Source organism: Lactonifactor sp. BIOML-A5, assembly GCF_009677585.1.
Lineage (GTDB): Bacteria > Bacillota > Clostridia > Lachnospirales > Lachnospiraceae > Lactonifactor.
On record NZ_WKYV01000006.1, the window covers coordinates 248,310 to 267,893 of the forward strand.

Sequence of the window (19,584 nt, forward strand, 5' to 3'; positions counted from 1 at the left end):
TTTATGGCATCTGTTAGAAAAAGAGGTGCTACGTATCAAATAACAGTAAGTAATGGCAGGGATGTTAACGGAAAGCAGCTGGTAGAGACAACTACATTTACACCAGATCCCAATAAAACAGAGAAGCAAAATAAAAAAGCCCTGGAAAAGTTTGTGTTTGAATTTGAAGAGAAAGTAAAAAGCGGGAAGTTCCTTGACGGTGAGAAAATGACCTATAAGGACTATATTGACCTATGGTTAAAGGATTACGCTTATAAGCAGATGGAGCAAACCTCAATAGAGCGCAGCGAAAGCTCGCTGAATAATATCATACTGCCGGCCATCGGCCACTTGAAGCTGGCAAAGATTCAGCCTCTGCACATACAGGGACTTTACAACAACCTAATTGAAACCGGTTATACGGTGAATGGGAAGCAAAAAAAGTATAAGGCGAATACTATTAAGCGCGTGCACCAAATCATCAGCAGCACGCTAAATACGGCCGTACAGTGGCAATTAATAGAATCTAATCCCTGCAGCCGTGTCAAACCTCCTAAAGCGGATAGAAACGTCTCTGACATTAAAAATTTCACGCTGGAGGAGGCACAGATTTTTCTGGGACAGCTAGATAAAGAGTATGTGGTAACGCACAGCGGCAGAGCAAAAAAAGATGGATCCGCTGCGAAGGTACGATATGAAACACATAAAACCCCCTTGCAGTTTAAGGTGTTCTTCTATTTGGCCCTCTTCGGTGGGTTCCGCCTGGGAGAATTAATCGCACTGACCTGGGATGATATAGATTTTGAGAATAATACTATTAGTATTACAAAATCTACTGCACGAACAAAAAATGGCCTTATTACGAAAGCTCCCAAGACTATTTCTTCAATCCGTACTGTCTCCATGCCAATTGATACTATGCGTTTGCTTAAGAAATATAAACTGGAGCAAAATATTTACCGGATCTCAGTAGGTGATTACTGGAAAGGGGATAAGCATATCTTTATTCAAGATGACGGTACGCAGATGGATATATCTACCCCTAATCATACCTTTAAAAAAATCATACGGCGGTATAACGCTACTGCAGAAGATAATAAACGGTTACCAGAAATTACGCTTCACGGCCTCCGGCATACTTCTGCCACTCTGCTGATTGCACAGAAGAATGATGTAAGAACAGTGTCCAGCCGATTAGGGCACTCTGAGTGCTCCACCACTATGAATATTTATGCCCATGCATTAAGAAACAAAGATGAAGCCGCTGCCAATTCACTCAGCGATTTATTTCAAAAGAAAGCTTAATACAGAACATGTTCTGACTAACGTTTGACTAACATTTGACTAACAAAGTTATAAAAAGCCGCTAAAAGCTATAAAAAGCTATTTTAAAAGAATCGCGTATTTATCAGCAAAAACGGCATTTACATGAACATACATTCTGTTATTAAGAGCGATTTTGAAATTTCGGGACGCAGAGGTCGCGTGTTCGAATCACGTCGCTTCGACTACCTTGGCAGGGGCACCGTAAACTCTTTTTTAAGAGTTTACGGTGTTTTTTTCTACAGTAAAATCTACTAAAAACATTAAGGAAAGAGGATTACGTATGAACCAGCTCCCCGATGCATTCCTATCCAGGATGAAGGAAATGCTGAAAGATGAATATACTGCATTTGAAGCAAGCTACAGCCTTCCGAGACAATACGGTCTCCGGGTAAATACATTAAAAATCAGTCCAGAAGAATTTCAAAGAATCTCCCCCTTCCATCTTACTCCAATCCCCTGGATCCCCAATGGATTCTTTTATTCCGAAGAGGATCGGCCGGCCAGGCATCCTTACTATTACGCCGGACTCTACTATCTGCAGGAGCCCAGCGCTATGACACCTGCATCCAGGCTGGAGATTCAGCCGGGGGACAGGGTTTTGGATCTTTGCGCCGCACCAGGAGGGAAGGCTACGGAACTGGGGGCACGTCTGAGAGGAGAAGGCCTTCTGGCCGCCAATGAAATCAGTAATTCCAGGGCAAAAGCCCTTCTCAAAAATATAGAACTGTTTGGAATTCCCAATTCGTTTGTTCTAAATGAGGTCCCTTATCGTCTCGCGGAGGTTTTTCCGGAATACTTTAATAAAATCCTGGTGGACGCCCCCTGCTCCGGTGAGGGAATGTTTCGGAAGGATCCCGCCGTGGCCGGAACCTGGACACCGGAACGTCCCAAGGAATTCGCCAAGCTCCAGAGAGAGATTTTGCCCGCTGCCGCTGCTATGCTTTCACCTGGAGGTCTGCTCCTTTATTCTACCTGTACCTTTTCTCCGGATGAAAATGAAGGTGTGATCTCCTTTCTTTTGGAATCCAATCCCCAGCTCCGTCTTCTGCAGATGGAAGGGTATGAGGGATTCTCCCAGGGAAAACCCGATTGGGGCAATGGAAATCCGGAGCTTCAAAAATGTGTCCGTATCTGGCCGCACCGCATGAACGGAGAAGGACACTTTATGGCTCTTTTTCAGAAGGAAGGTATCCCTCTGGAGCATTCAGGGACAGAAGGCAGCCTTCGCCTAAGGAAAGAGGATCGCAAGATTCTGGATGCCTTTTTTCAGGACGTTACCATGCCTCTGGATTGGAGCCGGGTAGAAGTACGGGGATCCAAGGCTTATTACCTTCCCAGCCCCTGCCCTGCAGTGCGGGGTCCCCGTTTTCTCCGAAACGGGCTCTGTCTGGGCGAACTAAAGAAAAATAGGTTTGAGCCAGGCCAGCCTTTGGCTCTGGCCATGAAAAAAAATCATTATCCATCTGTACTCTCCCTCGTCCCGGAAGATCCCAGGGTTATCCGCTATCTGAAAGGTGAAACTCTCCCCGTAGAGAGGCACGAGACAAGCCGCTCTGAAGGATATCAGCTCGTCTGCGTCGACGATTTCCCTCTGGGTTGGGGAAAACTTGTCAGAGGAGTATTGAAAAACAAATATCCGGCAGGATGGCGAATCCGTTGATCCCACATAAACACATTCTGGGCAGGTTTTTGCAAATTATAAGTTTGCATTTGTAAATTTCTGGATTGTTTAGTTTTCATTTTATTTGGCATACACTATAAAAAAGGAGTGTGTCTGCCATATGAATAAAAAACGAGAGCAACAATACAGAGAACTAGGTCTTACAATTGCATATTACAGGAAACTTAGAGGACTTACACAGATTCAGCTGGCAGAGGCTGTTGACTTAAGTCGTACACATATAAGTAATATTGAAGCACCAAAGGTGAAAACGTCTATCTCTCTGGATAAACTATTCGATATCGCAGATATTCTGGAAGTACCTGTGAAGGATTTATTTGATTTCCGCTCATAAAAAAGGCTGCTGTACACAAATCGGTACAGCAGCTTTTCAATTCTATTACAGTTCCCCAATCGCTTCTGCCGGCTCTTCAGCCATAGCCTGTTCGTATTTTTCAAGTATAATTGATTGGATACGTTCTCTCGTATTGGAGTTGATGGGATGCGCAATATCTCTGTACTCTCCGTCTGTTGCCTTTCTGCTAGGCATAGCAATAAACAATCCTTTTTCTCCTTCAATCACCTTGATATCATGCACTACAAACTCTTCATCAATTGTAATAGATACTACTGCTTTCATTTTGCCTTCTTTTGCTACTTTTCTCACTCTTACGTCTGTAATGTTCATACCCTAAGCCCCTTTCATAAGCCTTCTCTTTTTTATTGTTAAAGCACGTACCTCTCGTTCTTTTCCACTACTACTTTGATCCCATCTTCTCCGCAGTAGTAGGAATTTGCCCGAATCGTATCACGGCTTTCTACAATACAATTTTCGATATGTGTATTATCCCCCAGATATACATCATTCAAAATTATGGAGTTTTTTATCACACAGTTATTGCCAACAAATACCTTTTTGAAAAGAATAGAATTCTCTACCTCCCCATTGATAATGCATCCGCTGGATATTAAACTGTTCTTTATCGCCGCCCCGGGATTATATTTTGCCGGGGGCAGATCGTCAATCTTGGACTGAATCTCCGGATACTGGCGGAAGAAATAATTTCTCACTTCTGGTTTCAGGAAGTCCATATTGGTCCTGTAATAAGATTCCACAGAAGATATATTGCTCCAGTAGGTATTTATCTTATATCCGTAAATCCTCTTAAGGTTCTTGTAACGAATTAGAATATCCTTTACGAAGTCGTGCCTGTCCTCCTGGGCACATTTCTCAATCAGCTCGATCAACTGTCTTCTTCTGATTACATAGATTCCAGTTGAGATCGTGTTTGAGTATGACACCATTGGTTTCTCATCAAATTCTTCGATTCTGCAGTCCTCATTCATTTTAAGGACTCCGAACCTGCTGGTATCCTCTCCGTTGACGTCTGTGCATACCACAGTTACATCCGCCCGCTTTGCAATGTGATACTCCAATACCTTATTATAGTCCAGCTTATAGATGCCGTCTCCGGATGCGATAACCACATACGGCTCATGACTGTTCTTCAAAAATTGGAGATTCTGGAAAATTGCATCCGCAGTTCCTCTGTACCAATTGCTGTTGTCAGAGGTAATTGTGGGGGTAAATATATAAAGTCCTCCCTGCTTTCTTCCAAAGTCCCACCATTTGGAGGAGCTCAGATGTTCGTTCAGGGATCTTGCGTTATATTGAGTTAATACTGCCACCTTCTGGATATGAGAGTTGGACATATTGCTCAATGCGAAATCAATACTGCGATAGCTTCCTGCAATTGGCATAGCTGCGATTGCCCTTTTATTAGACAGCTCTCTCATCCTGTAATTGTTACCGCCTGCCAGAATTATTCCTATTGCTCTCATGATTCCTCACCGTCCTTTATCAATGTTTCACCGCTCTCAAGTGTGCCGTCCGGATAATCCTCCGGAAGTGTCCTGCCGGAAATTGCTGTATTCTTGCCAACCTTAACATTGGATGGGATCTCGGAATTCTCTCCTATGGTTACCAGCCCGAAGGAATATACTTTTGGTTTTACTTTATTCGGTACATCCTCTCCTACTCCGAGGACTACATCATCCCCGACCTGTACACATTCTGCAATAATGGATTTGTCAATCACGCAGTTCCTGCCCACTGATGACTGCCTCATAATAATAGAATCCTTTACTACAGTACCCTTGCCTATAGTAACCCCCGCACCGATTACAGAATTATGCACCTCTCCGTAAATCTCGCTGCCCTCGCCGATGATACAGCGATCCACCACGGAATCCTCTGAAATATACTGTGGCGGAATAATGTCACCCTTAGTATAGATCTTCCAGAATTCTTCGTAGAGATTAAACTCCGGAATGATGTCAATCAGCTCCATATTCGCTTCCCAGTAAGAGCCCAGTGTACCTACGTCTTTCCAATAGCCGTTATACTCATAGGCAAACAATCTCTGACCCTTTTCATGACAATAGGGAAGTATATGCATACCAAAGTCACAATTGCTCTGATCCTTCATAGCGATCAAAGCCTCTTTTAACACTGGCCAGCTGAATATATAAATACCCATAGAAGCCAGATTACTGCTTGGTTTCTCTGGTTTTTCCTCAAATTCTTTGATTCTGCTGACTTCATCCGTCACCACAATACCAAATCGGCTTGCCTCCTCAATAGGTACGGGCATTGTTGCAATTGTCACATCAGCTTTATTGGCCTTATGGAAATCCAGCATCACCTCATAATCCATCTTGTAAATATGATCTCCCGATAAAATCAACACATAATCCGGATTATAGGTCTCCATATAGTCCATATTCTGGAATATCGCATTGGCTGTCCCGGTGTACCACTCACTGTTCGTACTCTTCTCATATGGGGGCAGCACGGTAACCCCGCCAACATTTCTATCTAAATCCCACGGAATTCCAATACCAATATGGGTATTAAGCCTCAAAGGCTGGTACTGTGTCAATACCCCTACTGTATCAACTCCTGAATTAATACAGTTACTGAGCGGAAAATCAATAATTCTATATTTTCCACCGAATGCTACCGCAGGTTTTGCAACTTTTGCCGTTAAAACGCCAAGCCTGCTGCCCTGTCCACCTGCAAGCAGCATCGCAATCATCTCTTTCTTAATCATGCAATCACCTCTTGTCCTATATATGATTTCTCTATTATATCATAAAAGCAGAAATTAGTGAACATTTTTAACAAAAATTTAAAACCATATTCTGTCTTTTTGTGACATTTGTTGAGCTTTTTCTTCGGTTTCCCGTTTTTTGTGCATTTTAAACATAGTTATTTCCACCTTTTTCATTGATATGAATTATTTTCCTCGCCTTCATGTTCCAAAATATAGAAAGAGAAGAAATCCTTTTCAATTCTGGAAGTTCAGAGTATAATAACTCTAGAGAAAATATATGAAGGAGTATTAATGTACTATGTATCAGATAGATTTTAAAAAACCCATGCACATCCATTTCATCGGCATCGGTGGAATCAGTATGAGCGGGCTTGCAGAAATTCTGCTCCAGGAGGATTTTACCATTACCGGATCTGATTCCAGGGAAAGCAGCCTCACCCGGCGTCTGGAGGAACAGGGGGCCCGTATCTATTACGGACAGCGTGCCTCTAATATAGAAGAAACTACTCAGCTGGTTGTCTACACAGCGGCCATTCACCCTGACAATCCGGAATACACCTGCGCGGCAGACAAGAAGCTGCCTATGCTGTCAAGGGCTGAGCTTTTAGGACAGATTATGAAGAATTATGATACCCCCATTGCAGTCTCCGGCACTCACGGCAAGACTACCACCACTTCCATGATCTCTCACCTGCTCCTTGAGGGAGAACTGGATCCCACGATTTCCGTGGGGGGCATTCTGCCTGCAATCCATGGGAATATCCGTGTGGGTTCCTCGGAAACATTCATCACAGAAGCCTGTGAGTACACGAACAGCTTCCTTAGCTTTTTCCCAAAGATCAGTATTATTTTGAATATTGATGCTGATCATCTTGATTTTTTTAAAGATATTGACGATATTCGCCGATCCTTCCGCCTTTTTGCAGAGAAGCTTCCCGAGGACGGAACTTTAATTATCAACAGCGATATCCCCAATTATACAGAAATCACAGACGGACTGCCATGCGGCATCATTACCTACGGTCTGGAACAACAGGGAGATTACACCGCCTCTGAAATTACCTTTGACGAGTTTGCCCATCCTTCTTTTGACTGTCTGTACCAGGGACAGAAGATAGGCCGCTTTACCCTTCAGGTACCGGGCATTCACAACGTATCCAATGCACTCTCAGCCATTGCCCTTGGGAATAAGCTGGGTCTCACTGCAGAGACTATCAAAAAAGGGCTGCTGCACTTTGGAGGCACCGATCGACGTTTTCAATATAAAGGTAAGGTAGGAGGGGTAACCGTCATTGACGATTATGCGCACCATCCCACAGAGATACGCGCTACCTTGACCACCGCAAAGAATTATCCCCATAATACCACCTGGTGCGTCTTCCAGCCACACACTTACACGCGGACAAAAGCGCTCATGGATGAATTTGCCCATGCGCTTACACTGGCGGATAAAGTCATACTGACAGATATTTATGCGGCAAGAGAAACCGACAACCTTGGTATATCCTCCAAAATACTCCGGGATAAAATAGCAGATCTGGGGACAGAAGTATATTATTTCCCCACCTTTGATGAAGTCGAAAACTTTTTATTGGAAAACTGTACCCACGGAGATTTGTTGATAACTATGGGAGCCGGAGATGTGCTTAAAATCGGGGAAAACCTGCTGGGAATCTAACTTATCCACATTATCCACATGCTTATACACATTTTGTGTGCGAAGGGCATGTGGATTTTTTTGTGCATTTCCCTGTTGACATAATTCGACTGCATTTTTTTACAAAATACCACAAATCCCTTGCTTTTTCACCTTTATTGGTTGTAAATAATATTTTTTCTTCTTTTCGTTCCCACACTATCCACATTATCCACATTATTCTTGTGGATTACTCAGAAAGAGGCTGTCAAAAAAATGCTTGTTCTCATTTAATGATAAGTGTGATATAATCACCGTGAACACGAAAAAAGGATGTGTACACTTATGCGTCAGATTACCATACATAACCATTGTGCACTTGAGACTACTGTAATCTCTAATATTTTTTTGGATGACTATATGCCTCAGGCCAACGGAGAGTTTGTAAAAATATACCTACATCTGTTAAGGGCAACTGCCGTACCCGATGCGGCGATTACCCTTTCTTCCATTGCGGATACTTTTACCTGTACGGAAAAGGATGTAATCCGGGCACTGAATTACTGGAAAAAAGCCGGGATCCTGGACATAACCCTGGATGAACAAAAAAATCTTACGGACATCGTATTTTTGCCGCTGCAGAGCCGGCCGGCTTCCTCTGAGTCCCTGGCTGTCCGGGAAGATATCACCGCCCCGGTTGCCGCCACCGCAGAACGTGTGCCGGCGGAAAAAAGTCCGAAAAAAGCAAAGCTTACCTCCGACAGGGAGAAAAAGCTGAAGGAAAATGATGAAATCAAACAATTATTGTTTATAGCAGAGCAGTATCTGGGCAAAACTCTGTCTCAGACAGACGTGTCCCGAATTTTGTATTTTTATGATGAGCTTCATTTTTCCGCAGACCTCATTGAGTACCTTATAGAATACTGTGTCTCCAAGGGGAGCGCCAGTATGCACTACGTTGAGGCGGTGGCCCTTGCCTGGGCAAAGAATGGTATTACTACCGTGGCTATGGCCAAAAAGGAATCCTCTGCTTACCATAAAGATTACTATACCATTTTAAAAGCATTTGGAATCAAGGGCCGCAATCCCATTGAGGCTGAGATCCGCTATATGGATCTCTGGATGAAGGATTACGGGTTTACCCTGGATATTATTTCCCAGGCCTGCCAGCGCACTGTGCTTCAGACCAACCAGGCCAGCTTTCCCTATGCAGACAGCATCCTCGTCAGATGGAAAAAACAAGGTGTACACCACGTATCGGATATCGAGGTCCTGGACACCCGGCATCAGCAGGCAAAGGCCGAAAAGGCGGTCTCTGCGCCTCAGGCCAATACCCGCAAGCCGGCTTCCGGTAATGCTTCTAAGAATAAGTTTAATAATTTCCACCAGCGGGACTATGACGAAGATGAATTAAGTGCATTGGAAAGACAACTATTGAACCAGTAAAGTGAAGGAGACAAAACGTGTCGCTAAAGAACTCACAATACGATGCCATTATGCGGGAATATAACCGCAGACAGCTGCGCAACAAGCACATACAGGACGAACACATTGCCGCCGCATATACTAAGATTCCCCGTTTGGCAGAAATTGATCAGGAAATTGGAGCCTTAAGCCTGAAAAAGGCGCGACTCCTTCTGGGGGAATCCCCGGGGGAGGAATTTGATCTCCCCTCTGCCATCTCAGCGCTGTCCCTGGAAAGGAAAAGTCTTCTGGCGGCCAATGGTTTTCCGGCAGATTATCTGGATCTCCATTATGACTGTCCCCTATGCCAGGATACGGGATATATTGACAACGAAAAATGTACCTGTTTTAAAAAGGCATCTGTAGATCTGCTGTATACACAGTCCAATATTAAGGATATACTAGAAGTAGAGAATTTTGATCATTTTTCCTTTGATTATTATTCCGGATCCCTTGTCAATCCGGCTACCGGGCTTACCTCACTGGAGACTGCCCATCAGGCCGTGGATAAGGCATGGGACTTCATTAACCGATTTCAAAGCAGTTTTGGGAATCTTTTTCTGTACGGGGATACAGGTGTGGGAAAGACCTATCTGTCCCACTGCATCAGCAAAGAATTGATTGATCGGGCGTACTGTGTTATGTACTTTTCAGCCTTTGATCTCTTTGACCTGTTTGCGAAAAACACTTTTAACAGAAACAGCGGTTCTGAAGAGGGGAATGAATATGTCTTTGACTGCGATCTGCTTATTATTGACGATCTGGGAACAGAACTTACCAACAGTTTTGTGTCTTCCCAGCTTTTCTTGTGTATTAACGAGCGCCTCATCCGCAAAAAGTCAACGATTATCTCCACAAATCTTTCCATAGAAAATTTCCTGGAGACTTATTCGGAACGAACCTTTTCCCGGATATCCAGCAATTACACTATGATTAAACTTATCGGCAAAGATATCAGAATACAAAAAAAACTTTTAGGAGGAAAGTAAGAATGGCACCGAAAGAAAATGCAAATCTGAATACCCTTCCCGTTGGAAGACTGGGTATTCTGCCGCTGCAAAGCTGTACGAGCCTGGGCCAGAAGGTAGACAATTATCTGGTACGTTGGAGAAAGGAGCGCCAAAATGAGCTGAAATCTACCATAGCGTTTGAGGGGTACGAAAGGGATTCCTATATTATCGCTTCCTCAACCCCGCGTTTCGGTTCCGGGGAGGCCAAGGGCGTCATCAATGAATCCATACGCGGCGATGACTTGTATATCATGGTGGATGTATGCAACTACAGCCTCACCTACTCTCTCTGCGGATATACCAACCGAATGTCACCAGACGACCATTTCCAGGATTTGAAGCGTATTATTGCTGCGGTGGGCGGAAAAGCCCGAAGAGTAAATGTCATTATGCCGTTCCTGTATGAGAGCCGTCAGCACCGCCGGAGCGGGCGGGAATCCCTGGACTGTGCCATTGCCTTAAAAGAACTGCTGAACATGGGGGTGGAGAATATAATCACCTTTGATGCCCATGATCCTAGAGTCCAGAACGCCATACCCCTGCATGGCTTTGAGACTGTACGCCCCACTTACCAGTTCCTGAAAGGGTTATTCCGTGTAGAACCGGATCTCCCTCTGGACAGCGGTCATCTGATGGTCATAAGTCCCGACGCCGGAGGTACGGAAAGAGCCATTTATCTTGCCAATGTGCTGGGCGTGGATATGGGTATGTTCTATAAACGGCGTGACTACGCACATATCGTAGACGGGCGCAATCCCATAGTGGCTCACGAGTTCCTGGGGGCTGATGTAAAAGGCAAGAATATGATTATCATTGATGATATGATCTCTTCAGGAGACAGTATGCTGGAGGTCGCCGCCTTGCTGAAAGAAAAAGAGGCAGGGAAGATCTTCATGTGTTCCACCTTCGGACTTTTCACAAATGGCCTGGAAAAGTTTGACAGAGCGTATGAGCAGGGACTGTTTGACAGGCTCCTTACAACGAATCTTGTATATCAGACACCTGAATTGCTGGAAAAACCATATTATGTAAACTGTGACATGAGCAAATATATCGCACTGCTGATTGATACCATTAATCACGATGCATCCATCAGTAAGCTGTTAGATCCAGTGGAAAGAATCCACAGATTAATGAACCGGCATTGTCAAAGTTAAAAAAGGGGACGTGTTCTTTTTAAAAGGAACACGTCCCAAATTCGATCCAGGGTGTCCCCTTTTGAGTACTGCCCTGTCCCTTTTTACAACCTGACCATATGATACTCCAGCCCCAGCGCTTCCAGCGCCTCTATCTCTCTTTCCTGGCAGGTAAATATGAGTACCTGCTGTTTATTCTCTGACAGCCATTTCAGCGTGTTACGGAGCCTCTGGCTGTCGTACATGACAAAGGGTTCATCCAGCAGTACCGGGAGTTCTTCTTCTCTGCACAGGATATCTGAGACTGCCATTCTCAGCGCAAAGTATACCTGTTCTATAGTGCCCCTGCTCAGCTGCTCCAGAGGGCTAAAGTGTTCGCTGGTATTCAGGTGAATCTGGAATTCATCACTGATGGATATCTGCGTATATCTGCCTCCTGTCAGCTGGCCTAATATTTTCGAGGTTTGGGTCTTCAGGCGGTCTCCAATCTGGGTCTGCATTGCCCCGGAAAGTTCCTGTATGGTGTCTATAGCCAGCTCGATCCCTTTTATCTCCTCCTGGAGAGGAGTCATCTCCCGGCTGTGCTTTTCTAACAGCTCCTGGTATTCTTCCCTGAGATTCTCACAGGAGGTCTCTTTTTCTTCCGCCTCTTCCCTAAGATGTTCCAGCTTCCACTCCAGTTTCTTTTCCTCTTCCTGAATATCTCCTTCCTCCTCCGGCAGATTGTGCTCCTCCTGCGGGCCCGGGGAACTTTTTTTCGGATATCGGAACAGAAAAAAGACAGTCACCAGACCGGCTGCCGCCCCCGTGACTCCTCCTATCATCCCGGGGATCAGAAGAAGGCTCAGAAGAATAACCAGGGCGCCTGCCAATAGGACACCTATGCTCCCGCGATGCTCTTTCTGCATAACGGGAACCTTCTCTCTTTTATCGGCTTTCCTGTCTCTCTGCCTCAGCCTTTCCCTTCTCGTCACGGCATCACTGATCTTCTCCTCCAGCTCCGCCCTTTCCTCCTCCAGAAATAAAAGCTTTCCCTTAATTCCGTTAAGTATCTCCTCCTGCTTTCCCACTTCCTCTTTTCTTGCCTGCTCAAACCCTCTTTTCTTCTCTTTCAGGGCAGCCACAGCCTTTTCAATATCAATCTGTCCTTCTGTATCGCTTTGATAATTGGACATATAATTGCGTAATTCAGCCATGATCCCCTCTACGGTCTGGTTCTTCAACTGACCCACGGATACGGTATTGTCGTATACCACCTGGCTGATATTTCCCAGAAGAATACCGAGATCTCCATCCTCCACCGACAGCTGCTCGCCGTCATCCTCGCAGATAAGTTCAGCCCGCTGGTTTGCCTTGCTGAAATTCCTGGTCAGACGGAAGGTTTTCCCCCCGCAGGAAAACCGGATGACCCCCGCGTAGTAGCTGCTGTTCTCCCAGGGTTCAAAGCGGCTGTACACATCGTTTTTGGCTGCCCTTCCCCTCATCTTTCGGATGCCAAAGAATATCCCCTGGATAAATGTGTGAAGAGTACTCTTTCCGCTCTCATTTTCTCCAAAAATAATAGTGATGCCTTCTCCAAAGTCCAGCTCTTTGTTATGCAGTTTACCAAAATTTTTTATCCATAAATGTTCTATAATCATACATAATCTCCACCGGAACTTATTCTTCTCCCAAGAGGGCACGCAGCCCATAGTATAAAGCCTTATTCTCTATAATTGTTCTGTCCTTTTCCATAAAATGCGCCACATACTCGCCAATCAGACTTCCCTCGTATTTCTCACGGATGGTCTGAAAATCATAATCCGGCTGGGTATCATCCAGTACTTCTACAATATTCCCCAGTTTATACAAATCCGGCAATACAAATTCCAGATCGGGATCCCGGAATCCCTCCAAAAAGATCTGAAAGATATTATCCCTTCCACTTTCCTGTATCTCACGGCGTATCTCCGTCTCCACCGACAGCTGCGTGTCTTCAGGATCAACTGTAATAATCAGGGGAATATAGGATCTGCAGGCAAAAGGCACAAATTGAATTGTGGTTCCTGAACTGTTGCATTCCCCCAGAACGTACCCGTGTTGACCCGTATCATTTCTGTCAAGAGGTTCCAGCGCCCCAGCATAAGCACCCCTGTGTCCCAGAATCTTGCCCGGTTTGTGAATATGACCCAAAGCCACATAGTCAAACCCTGCCACCTGCAGAAGTTCCCGGTGGATTGGAATATGGCGTTCGTCTCCTCCGTGGGCCAGAAGTATGTTCGTACACCCCTCTGTCCTGACCGGGCGTATGTGATCGTAAAGCGGTTCCCGGATTTCCCGGCTGTAATAGCTCAAACCATAGATACAGGTATCCAGTTCCTCCAGGCAGACTTTCCCGCATTCTTTTCCCCAGAGGCAATAAACATTGGGATTCCACGGAAATCTCTGATAAAAGGAATCCTTCTTGAGATAATCATGGTTTCCCGCCATCAAAATAACCTTTGTATCCGGTATGGTAGAAAAAAGATAATTCACCTCTTTCAGTTCTCTTTTCAGAGGCTGCCGGTGAAATAAATCCCCGGCAATGAGAAGAAGGTCGGCCTCTGTGCGGCCGACCTGACAAATGACTCTCTGAAAGCTTCTCCATATTTCTTTTTCTCTCTCCTCACTCCAGGGATATCCCTTATCAGGCACTGCCCCCAGGTGTACATCTGCAATGTGAATAAATCTCATTAAAAGTCACTCATCTCCTAAGCACAATGGCTTATAACTCACAATTATTAACAGTTCTGGGGAATGGAATCACGTCACGGATATTGCTCATACCAGTCAGATACATCACGCAGCGCTCAAATCCTAGTCCGAAGCCAGAATGTCTGGTAGAACCGTATTTCCGCAAATCCAGGTAAAACTCATAGTCTTCCGGTTTTAGCCCAAGCTCTTCCATACGGGCGGTTAGCTTTTCGTAGGAATCCTCTCTCTGGCTCCCTCCTATAATCTCCCCGATTCCAGGCACCAGGCAGTCCATGGCGGCAACCGTTCTGCCATCCCCGTTCAGTTTCATATAGAACGCCTTAATCTCCTTGGGATAATCCGTTACAAAGACAGGACGCTTATATACCTGTTCTGTCAGATACCTCTCGTGCTCTGTCTGCAGATCACATCCCCAGGATACTTTATATTCAAATTTGTCGTTAACCTTCTCCAGAATCTCAATTGCCTCTGTATAAGTCACATGGGCAAAATCTGCATTTACGACTCCCTGAAGGCGATCCAGAAGGCCCTTGTCCACAAAGGAATTAAAGAACTTCATCTCCTCCGGCGCCTCCTCCATGACATAGCGGATGACATATTTGAGCATTGCCTCAGCCAGTGCCATATTGTCCTCCAGATCCGCAAACGCCATCTCCGGCTCAATCATCCAGAATTCGGCTGCATGCCTTGTGGTATTCGAATTCTCTGCCCTAAATGTAGGTCCGAAGGTATAAATATTACGGAACGCCTGTGCGTATGTCTCCCCATTCAGCTGGCCGCTCACTGTAAGGCTTGTCTCCTTATTAAAGAAATCCCTGGTGTAATCCACTTTGCCATCCTCTGTTCTCGGCAGATTCTCCAGATCCAGAGTGGTGACACGGAACATCTCCCCAGCGCCCTCACAGTCACTTCCTGTGATCAGTGGAGTGTGCACATAGACAAAGCCTCTCTCCTGGAAAAATTTGTGGATTGCATAGGCAATCAGAGAGCGCACGCGAAACACTGCCTGAAATGTATTCGTCCTGGGGCGCAGATGAGAAATGGTTCTCAGGTATTCCAGACTGTGGCGTTTCTTCTGGAGAGGATAGTCCGGCGCGGACTCTCCCTCAACAAGGATTTCACTGGCCTGAATCTCAAAAGGCTGCTTTGCCTGAGGAGTAGCCACAAGAGTCCCTGTAACCAAAATAGCCGCACCTACATTTAATTTAGAAATCTGGGTAAAATTATCCATACTGTCGCTGTATACAATCTGCATTGTCTCAAAAAAACTTCCGTCATGAAGTACAATGAATCCGAATGTCTTAGAGTCCCTTACGCTTCGAACCCATCCGCCCAGGGTTACTTCCCGGTCCATGTACTTATCTCTGTCTTTGTAAATATCCTTTACTGTTATAAGGTCCATATTCTTACTCCTTTTATAATATTAAGGCGGAGTAAGTTCTCCCTGGCTTACTCCACCCTTTAGTATATCGCATTGCAAATTATCACGCAAGGACTAACATAAAAACTACCATTCCAATTTCCCGGTCTGCTGATACTCCTGATTCATGTCAAAAGCTGTCAAACTGCTCCCATTATAAATGTAGATAGTATTGTCTATATAGAGACCCCTGGCATCCGTAAACCCTCCGTAGTGATCCTCCTGATTTTCATAGAGAGGCCAGACCAGTTTATTGACAAATCCGGTTCCCTCCTCGTAGGAAAACACACCGTAATATGCGTTGGGATATTCCCCTGAAGGAGAATATCCTCCTTCTGTGTAGGCGAACCCAAAGAGATTCTTTTCCGGATCTATCATAATTGCTTTATAGTTAGCTGCAACACTGTACTCCGAAACTGCGTCCAGAATCATTTTGCTCTTCTCCGTCACATTGGATGGATCGCTGATATCAAACATAGACAGCTTCAGTCCCAGTTCCTTGCCCGTCTCGGGATCCGCATCTCTGCCAATGCCAAGAAGAAGATTGTCTCCGTAGTAATGCAGATACTCTGAGAATCCCGGGATCTTCAGTTCTCCCAAAACCGCAGGATTCTGGGGATCCGACAAGTCAACGGAGAACAGGGGATCTGTGTTTCTGAAGGTTACAAAATATCCCTTATCCCCCATAAACCGCGCAGATTTTATCCGTTCTCCCTCTGCCAGATTCTCAATCTTCCCTGTGACCTCCAACTTTTGATCCAGGATATACAGCCCATTGGTATCCACTCCCCTGGCGTCACTGGCAGTGAGCACCAGCCGCAGATTCCCCTCATATTCGTCCAGGGAGAAAGAATCATTGAGATACCCATTGACAGAGGCTGCCGCCTCGGCCTTGATCTTTCCCTCTTTATATGCAAATCGGACAATGGAAGTTCTGTTTCCGCCCTGGGACCATTCCGGCCTGGTAATATAAATGTTGGAGCTGCTCACATACATCATATCACTCCCGGCAACCAGGGCCTTGGTATCCTGTACTTTATCAGGCTTTCCTGTATCCACTGAGGTTATTACAATATAACTGGATATATTCTGTTCCCTGGGCAGATAAATGTCCTCTGCCGGAAGCAGCTCCCCGTTAACCCTGGGGATATACTCCTCCACAGCCTCCGGATCCTCTGTATTATACGGCGTATAATTGGTAAAGAGATATACATACTTCCCCGACTTTCTGGAGGACTGGTAATACCCCTCCTGAGAAATATGCCCAGTCTGCCTTACCTTCGTCCGATCAGAGATATCATACGTATACAAATGGGTAGTTTGCTGTTCCAGGGTATCGTAAGTATTCTTCTCTCTTTCATAAAGGGCAGTCTCATAATCGGATGTTATCACACTTAGCACATCCCCGTCTACATACATCTCCTGTATCCCCTCACCTGCAGCCTCCAGCCGGATCGTGGATGCCAGTTTCATGTCCCCGCCCCTGGCTTCCACTATCTGAAGCATTCCCTGCCGGGTAACAAGATAGATGTATTTTCCGTCTGTCTTAACGATATCTGCCTCATCCACTCCCGCTTCCCGGACATTCGTATCAGAATAAGAGCTGCCGTCTGCACTGTCTGCGGATGTATCCGCACCGGCTGCCTGGTCATTTGTGGCAGCGCCTGACTCCGGAGCAGCTGCGGTATCTGCGGTAGATTCCGACTTTTCCATAGCATCGGACTTACTGCCCCCGCTGATCCAGTCGGATATAGTTCCAAGAATTCCCCTGTCTTCCTTATAAGTTTCTGCCTGAGGATACTTTACCGTATCATAGACCTGCTGATAATCTGCAGCTGAGGCCATTACCTTTTCAACATCCTCTGCAGCCGCAATCTCCCCTTCTGTCCCTGTATCTGCCTTCTCGTCACTGCTGGGAGCCGAATCTGCCACAGCTTGAGATTCTGCCGATTCCATCTGGTTCTTCATGTCTCCCGTCTGCGAGCTGACAAACCATGAAAATACTGCCAAACCTACACACGCGGCAGCTCCTGCACCTGCAGCCCAGCGGCGTATGACATGCTTTTTCCGTCCCTGTGAGGAGGATTCCAGCTTTCTCTCTATCTGTTCCGGACGTAGTCCTTCCGGGATCTCATCTGCCTGGGCCGACTGACGGATTTTTTCCAGAAAATCCAATTCATTCATGTCACCTTCCTCCTTTCTATTCATCCAGATAGCGCTGCATCTTTTCCAGCGCCCGGCTTAACTTTGAGCGTACTGTATTATGGCTTTTATGTAATATGGCACCGATCTCTTTGCTCTGATAACCACCGAAAACTTTCATGGCAACTATCAGCCTCTCCTCTTCCCCCAGCCGGAAAAAGGCCTCTCTGACCTGCATATTCTCATCCGGATCCGGAGCATGCATTTCCAGAGATACCGAGTCTGTCAGCTCCTCCCCTAATTCCACCGTCTTATTCAGATATTCTTTCAGTCTTCTCTTACACTTGTTGGAAAGGATCTTAAATATCCAGCCCCGAAATGCATCTGCATCCCGGAGATTATGTATTCCTGCATAGGCGTCCGTCACTGTTTCACTGACCGCGTCTTCTGCGTCCTGGGGATTTCTCAATGTATAGAGCGCCATATGATACATATCCTGGTAAACCATCTCATATAAACTGGCGAAAGCTTTGGGATCCCTTTCCCTTGCTTTTTGGGCCAATTCACTGTATTCTCCCATCTCCTCACCTCTCATCCATGGATTTCACTTTCACTGGTACCCTGCTTCAGCAGCTGGTTCTGAAGTTCGAATTCATAGATATAGTGTCCTTCAAACTTCCTTTTGTTGCATTAAATCCTATTTTATATCCAAATAACAGCAAGACCCGCATAGAAAAGGCGGTGCCGTCGCACCTCAGCTGCTTCGGCACCGCCCTTAGGCGGATCTCCCGCTCTGTGTCCGGGGACATTGCCTGTGATGCAAATGTTCCTCGTATGCAGAGTTTTATTTTAAATTCTCCGGATTCAGTCCTTCCAGCTCCGGTACTACAAATCTTCCGTCCTTGCGGATCAGCACATCGTCAAAATAAATCTCGCCCCCGCCATATTCCGGCCTCTGAATCAGTACCATATCCCAATGGATGGAAGACTCATTGCCGTTTGGCGCCTCATCGTAGCAGTTTCCCGGCGTAAAATGGATGGAGCCCTGTATTTTCTCATCAAACAGAATATCCTTCATGGGCTCCAGAATATAAGGATTCACCCCGATGGCAAACTCTCCGATATATCTGGCTCCCTCGTCCGTGTCAAAGACCTGATTAATCCTTGTGGTATCATTGGCAGCAGCCTCCACGATCTTCCCATCCCTGAAGGTAAGCTTCACATTTTCAAATACAAAGCCCTGATACGGAGAGGGTGTATTGTAAGTGATGGTCCCGTTTACAGAATCTCTCACCGGTGCTGTATATACCTCACCATCGGGGATATTACAGGTTCCGCTGCAGGAAACCGCGGGGATATCCTTGATAGAGAAAGTAAGATCTGTCCCCGGAGCTACCAGGCGGACCCGGTCCGTCCGGTTCATATACTCTACCAGCGGTTTCATTGCCTCTTCCATTCTCGAGTAATCCAGTGTACACACATCGAAATAGAAGTCCTCAAAAGCTTCCCTGCTGGTATTGGCCAGCTGAGCCATAGAGGCATTGGGATAACGAAGCACTACCCACTTTGTATGGGGCACCCGAATCTCATGGTGAACCGGAGTGGAATAATATTGTTCGTACAGCTTCATGTTCTCCGGCGGCACATCTGACAGCTCAGATACGTTATCACTGCCTCTTACTCCAATATAGCAGTCCATATTTGACATCTCCAGAGCATCCACCTTTGCCATCAGTTCCATCTGTTCCTTTTTAGCAGAGAGAAGGAGCTCTCTCTGAAGACGGGGATCCGTGTAATGTACAAATGGAATTCCCTTAGCGGCATATACCTCTTTCACCAGCTGTCTGGCCAGATCCCCGGTTTCCTCTCCAATATAGTGGATATACACCTTTTCATTCTCCTGTACCCGGCAGGAATACTGTACCAGCCCTCTGGCCAGTTTTTTTAATCTCTCGTCCATCG

Annotated in this window: 16 protein-coding genes; 7 read left to right on the forward strand and 9 right to left on the reverse strand. The window is 45.7% G+C overall.

Going from position 1 to position 19,584, the window contains the following annotated elements; translation table 11 throughout:
* The first annotated feature begins 3 nt into the window (after window positions 1-3).
* From GKG41_RS07150 to GKG41_RS07160, 3 genes are all read left to right on the forward strand, one after another.
* Entirely contained in the window at window positions 4-1,284 is a 1,281-nt protein-coding gene (locus tag GKG41_RS07150) for a tyrosine-type recombinase/integrase (RefSeq protein ID WP_173015651.1), read from the forward strand.
* Between the two features lie 301 nt (window positions 1,285-1,585).
* Window positions 1,586-2,965, forward strand: a complete 1,380-nt coding sequence (locus GKG41_RS07155; protein WP_154257845.1) for an RsmB/NOP family class I SAM-dependent RNA methyltransferase — start codon at window positions 1,586-1,588, stop codon at window positions 2,963-2,965.
* Window positions 2,966-3,086: 121 nt separating this feature from the next.
* Window positions 3,087-3,320, forward strand: a complete 234-nt coding sequence (locus tag GKG41_RS07160) for a helix-turn-helix transcriptional regulator (RefSeq protein WP_154257846.1) — start codon at window positions 3,087-3,089, stop codon at window positions 3,318-3,320.
* Window positions 3,321-3,365: 45 nt separating this feature from the next.
* On the opposite strand, the gene spoVG is transcribed toward GKG41_RS07160, so the two are convergent.
* From spoVG to GKG41_RS07175, 3 genes are read right to left on the reverse strand one after another with little or no spacing between them, the layout of a single operon-like run.
* Complete coding sequence (gene spoVG / locus GKG41_RS07165; protein WP_072854483.1) at window positions 3,366-3,653, reverse strand: septation regulator SpoVG; 288 nt, start codon at window positions 3,651-3,653, stop codon at window positions 3,366-3,368.
* Window positions 3,654-3,691: 38 nt separating this feature from the next.
* Window positions 3,692-4,807 (reverse strand): glucose-1-phosphate adenylyltransferase subunit GlgD, encoded by a 1,116-nt coding sequence (glgD, locus tag GKG41_RS07170; RefSeq protein WP_154257847.1) that lies wholly within the window; start codon window positions 4,805-4,807, stop codon window positions 3,692-3,694.
* Complete coding sequence (locus tag GKG41_RS07175) at window positions 4,804-6,078, reverse strand: glucose-1-phosphate adenylyltransferase (protein ID WP_154257848.1); 1,275 nt, start codon at window positions 6,076-6,078, stop codon at window positions 4,804-4,806. The genes glgD and GKG41_RS07175 overlap by 4 nt, the downstream gene beginning before the upstream one ends.
* Window positions 6,079-6,379: 301 nt before the next feature.
* Here GKG41_RS07175 and murC point away from each other — a divergent pair, with 301 nt between their 5' ends.
* From murC to GKG41_RS07195, 4 genes are all read left to right on the forward strand, one after another.
* Window positions 6,380-7,759, forward strand: a complete 1,380-nt coding sequence (gene murC / locus GKG41_RS07180) for a UDP-N-acetylmuramate--L-alanine ligase (protein ID WP_154257849.1) — start codon at window positions 6,380-6,382, stop codon at window positions 7,757-7,759.
* A gap of 303 nt (window positions 7,760-8,062) precedes the next feature.
* Window positions 8,063-9,163 carry a DnaD domain protein gene (locus tag GKG41_RS07185; RefSeq protein WP_154257850.1) on the forward strand — a complete coding sequence of 367 codons (1,101 nt, stop codon included), beginning with the start codon at window positions 8,063-8,065 and terminating at the stop codon, window positions 9,161-9,163.
* A 17-nt stretch (window positions 9,164-9,180) separates the two neighbouring features.
* Entirely contained in the window at window positions 9,181-10,170 is a 990-nt protein-coding gene (locus GKG41_RS07190; RefSeq protein ID WP_226903771.1) for an ATP-binding protein, read from the forward strand.
* Window positions 10,171-10,172: 2 nt separating this feature from the next.
* Window positions 10,173-11,348, forward strand: coding sequence for a ribose-phosphate pyrophosphokinase (locus GKG41_RS07195; RefSeq protein WP_154257851.1), 1,176 nt, complete (start codon window positions 10,173-10,175; stop codon window positions 11,346-11,348).
* An 83-nt stretch (window positions 11,349-11,431) separates the two neighbouring features.
* Here the strand turns inward: GKG41_RS07195 and GKG41_RS07200 are convergent, their stop codons facing one another.
* The 6 genes from GKG41_RS07200 to GKG41_RS07225 form a co-directional block, all read right to left on the reverse strand.
* Window positions 11,432-12,967, reverse strand: coding sequence for an ATP-binding protein (locus GKG41_RS07200; RefSeq protein WP_173015650.1), 1,536 nt, complete (start codon window positions 12,965-12,967; stop codon window positions 11,432-11,434).
* Between the two features lie 19 nt (window positions 12,968-12,986).
* Complete coding sequence (locus tag GKG41_RS07205; RefSeq protein WP_154257853.1) at window positions 12,987-14,039, reverse strand: metallophosphoesterase; 1,053 nt, start codon at window positions 14,037-14,039, stop codon at window positions 12,987-12,989.
* Window positions 14,040-14,070: 31 nt separating this feature from the next.
* On the reverse strand, window positions 14,071-15,462 hold the full coding sequence (asnS, locus tag GKG41_RS07210) for an asparagine--tRNA ligase (RefSeq protein ID WP_154257854.1): 1,392 nt from the start codon (window positions 15,460-15,462) through the stop codon (window positions 14,071-14,073).
* 105 nt (window positions 15,463-15,567) lie between these two features.
* A complete protein-coding gene (locus GKG41_RS07215) occupies window positions 15,568-17,664 on the reverse strand; it encodes a beta-propeller domain-containing protein (RefSeq protein ID WP_173015649.1) in 2,097 nt (698 codons plus the stop codon).
* 16 nt (window positions 17,665-17,680) lie between these two features.
* Window positions 17,681-18,202, reverse strand: coding sequence for a sigma-70 family RNA polymerase sigma factor (locus GKG41_RS07220; RefSeq protein WP_154257856.1), 522 nt, complete (start codon window positions 18,200-18,202; stop codon window positions 17,681-17,683).
* Between the two features lie 264 nt (window positions 18,203-18,466).
* The gene (locus GKG41_RS07225) at window positions 18,467-19,582 is read right to left on the reverse strand and encodes an aminopeptidase (protein ID WP_154257857.1); all 1,116 of its coding nucleotides are present in this window, start codon (window positions 19,580-19,582) and stop codon (window positions 18,467-18,469) included.
* Between the last annotated feature and the right edge of the window lie 2 nt (window positions 19,583-19,584).

What these genes read in the sequence shown, in the direction of transcription:
- GKG41_RS07150 (WP_173015651.1), top strand. Translation starts at nt 4, where the DNA reads ATGGCATCTGTTAGAAAAAGAGGTGCTACGTATCAAATAACAGTAAGT.
- GKG41_RS07155 (WP_154257845.1), top strand. Translation starts at nt 1,586, where the DNA reads ATGAACCAGCTCCCCGATGCATTCCTATCCAGGATGAAGGAAATGCTG.
- GKG41_RS07160 (WP_154257846.1), top strand. Translation starts at nt 3,087, where the DNA reads ATGAATAAAAAACGAGAGCAACAATACAGAGAACTAGGTCTTACAATT.
- spoVG (WP_072854483.1), bottom strand. Translation starts at nt 3,653, where the DNA reads ATGAACATTACAGACGTAAGAGTGAGAAAAGTAGCAAAAGAAGGCAAA.
- glgD (WP_154257847.1), bottom strand. Translation starts at nt 4,807, where the DNA reads ATGAGAGCAATAGGAATAATTCTGGCAGGCGGTAACAATTACAGGATG.
- GKG41_RS07175 (WP_154257848.1), bottom strand. Translation starts at nt 6,078, where the DNA reads ATGATTAAGAAAGAGATGATTGCGATGCTGCTTGCAGGTGGACAGGGC.
- murC (WP_154257849.1), top strand. Translation starts at nt 6,380, where the DNA reads ATGTATCAGATAGATTTTAAAAAACCCATGCACATCCATTTCATCGGC.
- GKG41_RS07185 (WP_154257850.1), top strand. Translation starts at nt 8,063, where the DNA reads ATGCGTCAGATTACCATACATAACCATTGTGCACTTGAGACTACTGTA.
- GKG41_RS07195 (WP_154257851.1), top strand. Translation starts at nt 10,173, where the DNA reads ATGGCACCGAAAGAAAATGCAAATCTGAATACCCTTCCCGTTGGAAGA.
- GKG41_RS07200 (WP_173015650.1), bottom strand. Translation starts at nt 12,967, where the DNA reads ATGATTATAGAACATTTATGGATAAAAAATTTTGGTAAACTGCATAAC.
- GKG41_RS07205 (WP_154257853.1), bottom strand. Translation starts at nt 14,039, where the DNA reads ATGAGATTTATTCACATTGCAGATGTACACCTGGGGGCAGTGCCTGAT.
- asnS (WP_154257854.1), bottom strand. Translation starts at nt 15,462, where the DNA reads ATGGACCTTATAACAGTAAAGGATATTTACAAAGACAGAGATAAGTAC.
- GKG41_RS07215 (WP_173015649.1), bottom strand. Translation starts at nt 17,664, where the DNA reads ATGAATGAATTGGATTTTCTGGAAAAAATCCGTCAGTCGGCCCAGGCA.
- GKG41_RS07220 (WP_154257856.1), bottom strand. Translation starts at nt 18,202, where the DNA reads ATGGGAGAATACAGTGAATTGGCCCAAAAAGCAAGGGAAAGGGATCCC.
- GKG41_RS07225 (WP_154257857.1), bottom strand. Translation starts at nt 19,582, where the DNA reads ATGGACGAGAGATTAAAAAAACTGGCCAGAGGGCTGGTACAGTATTCC.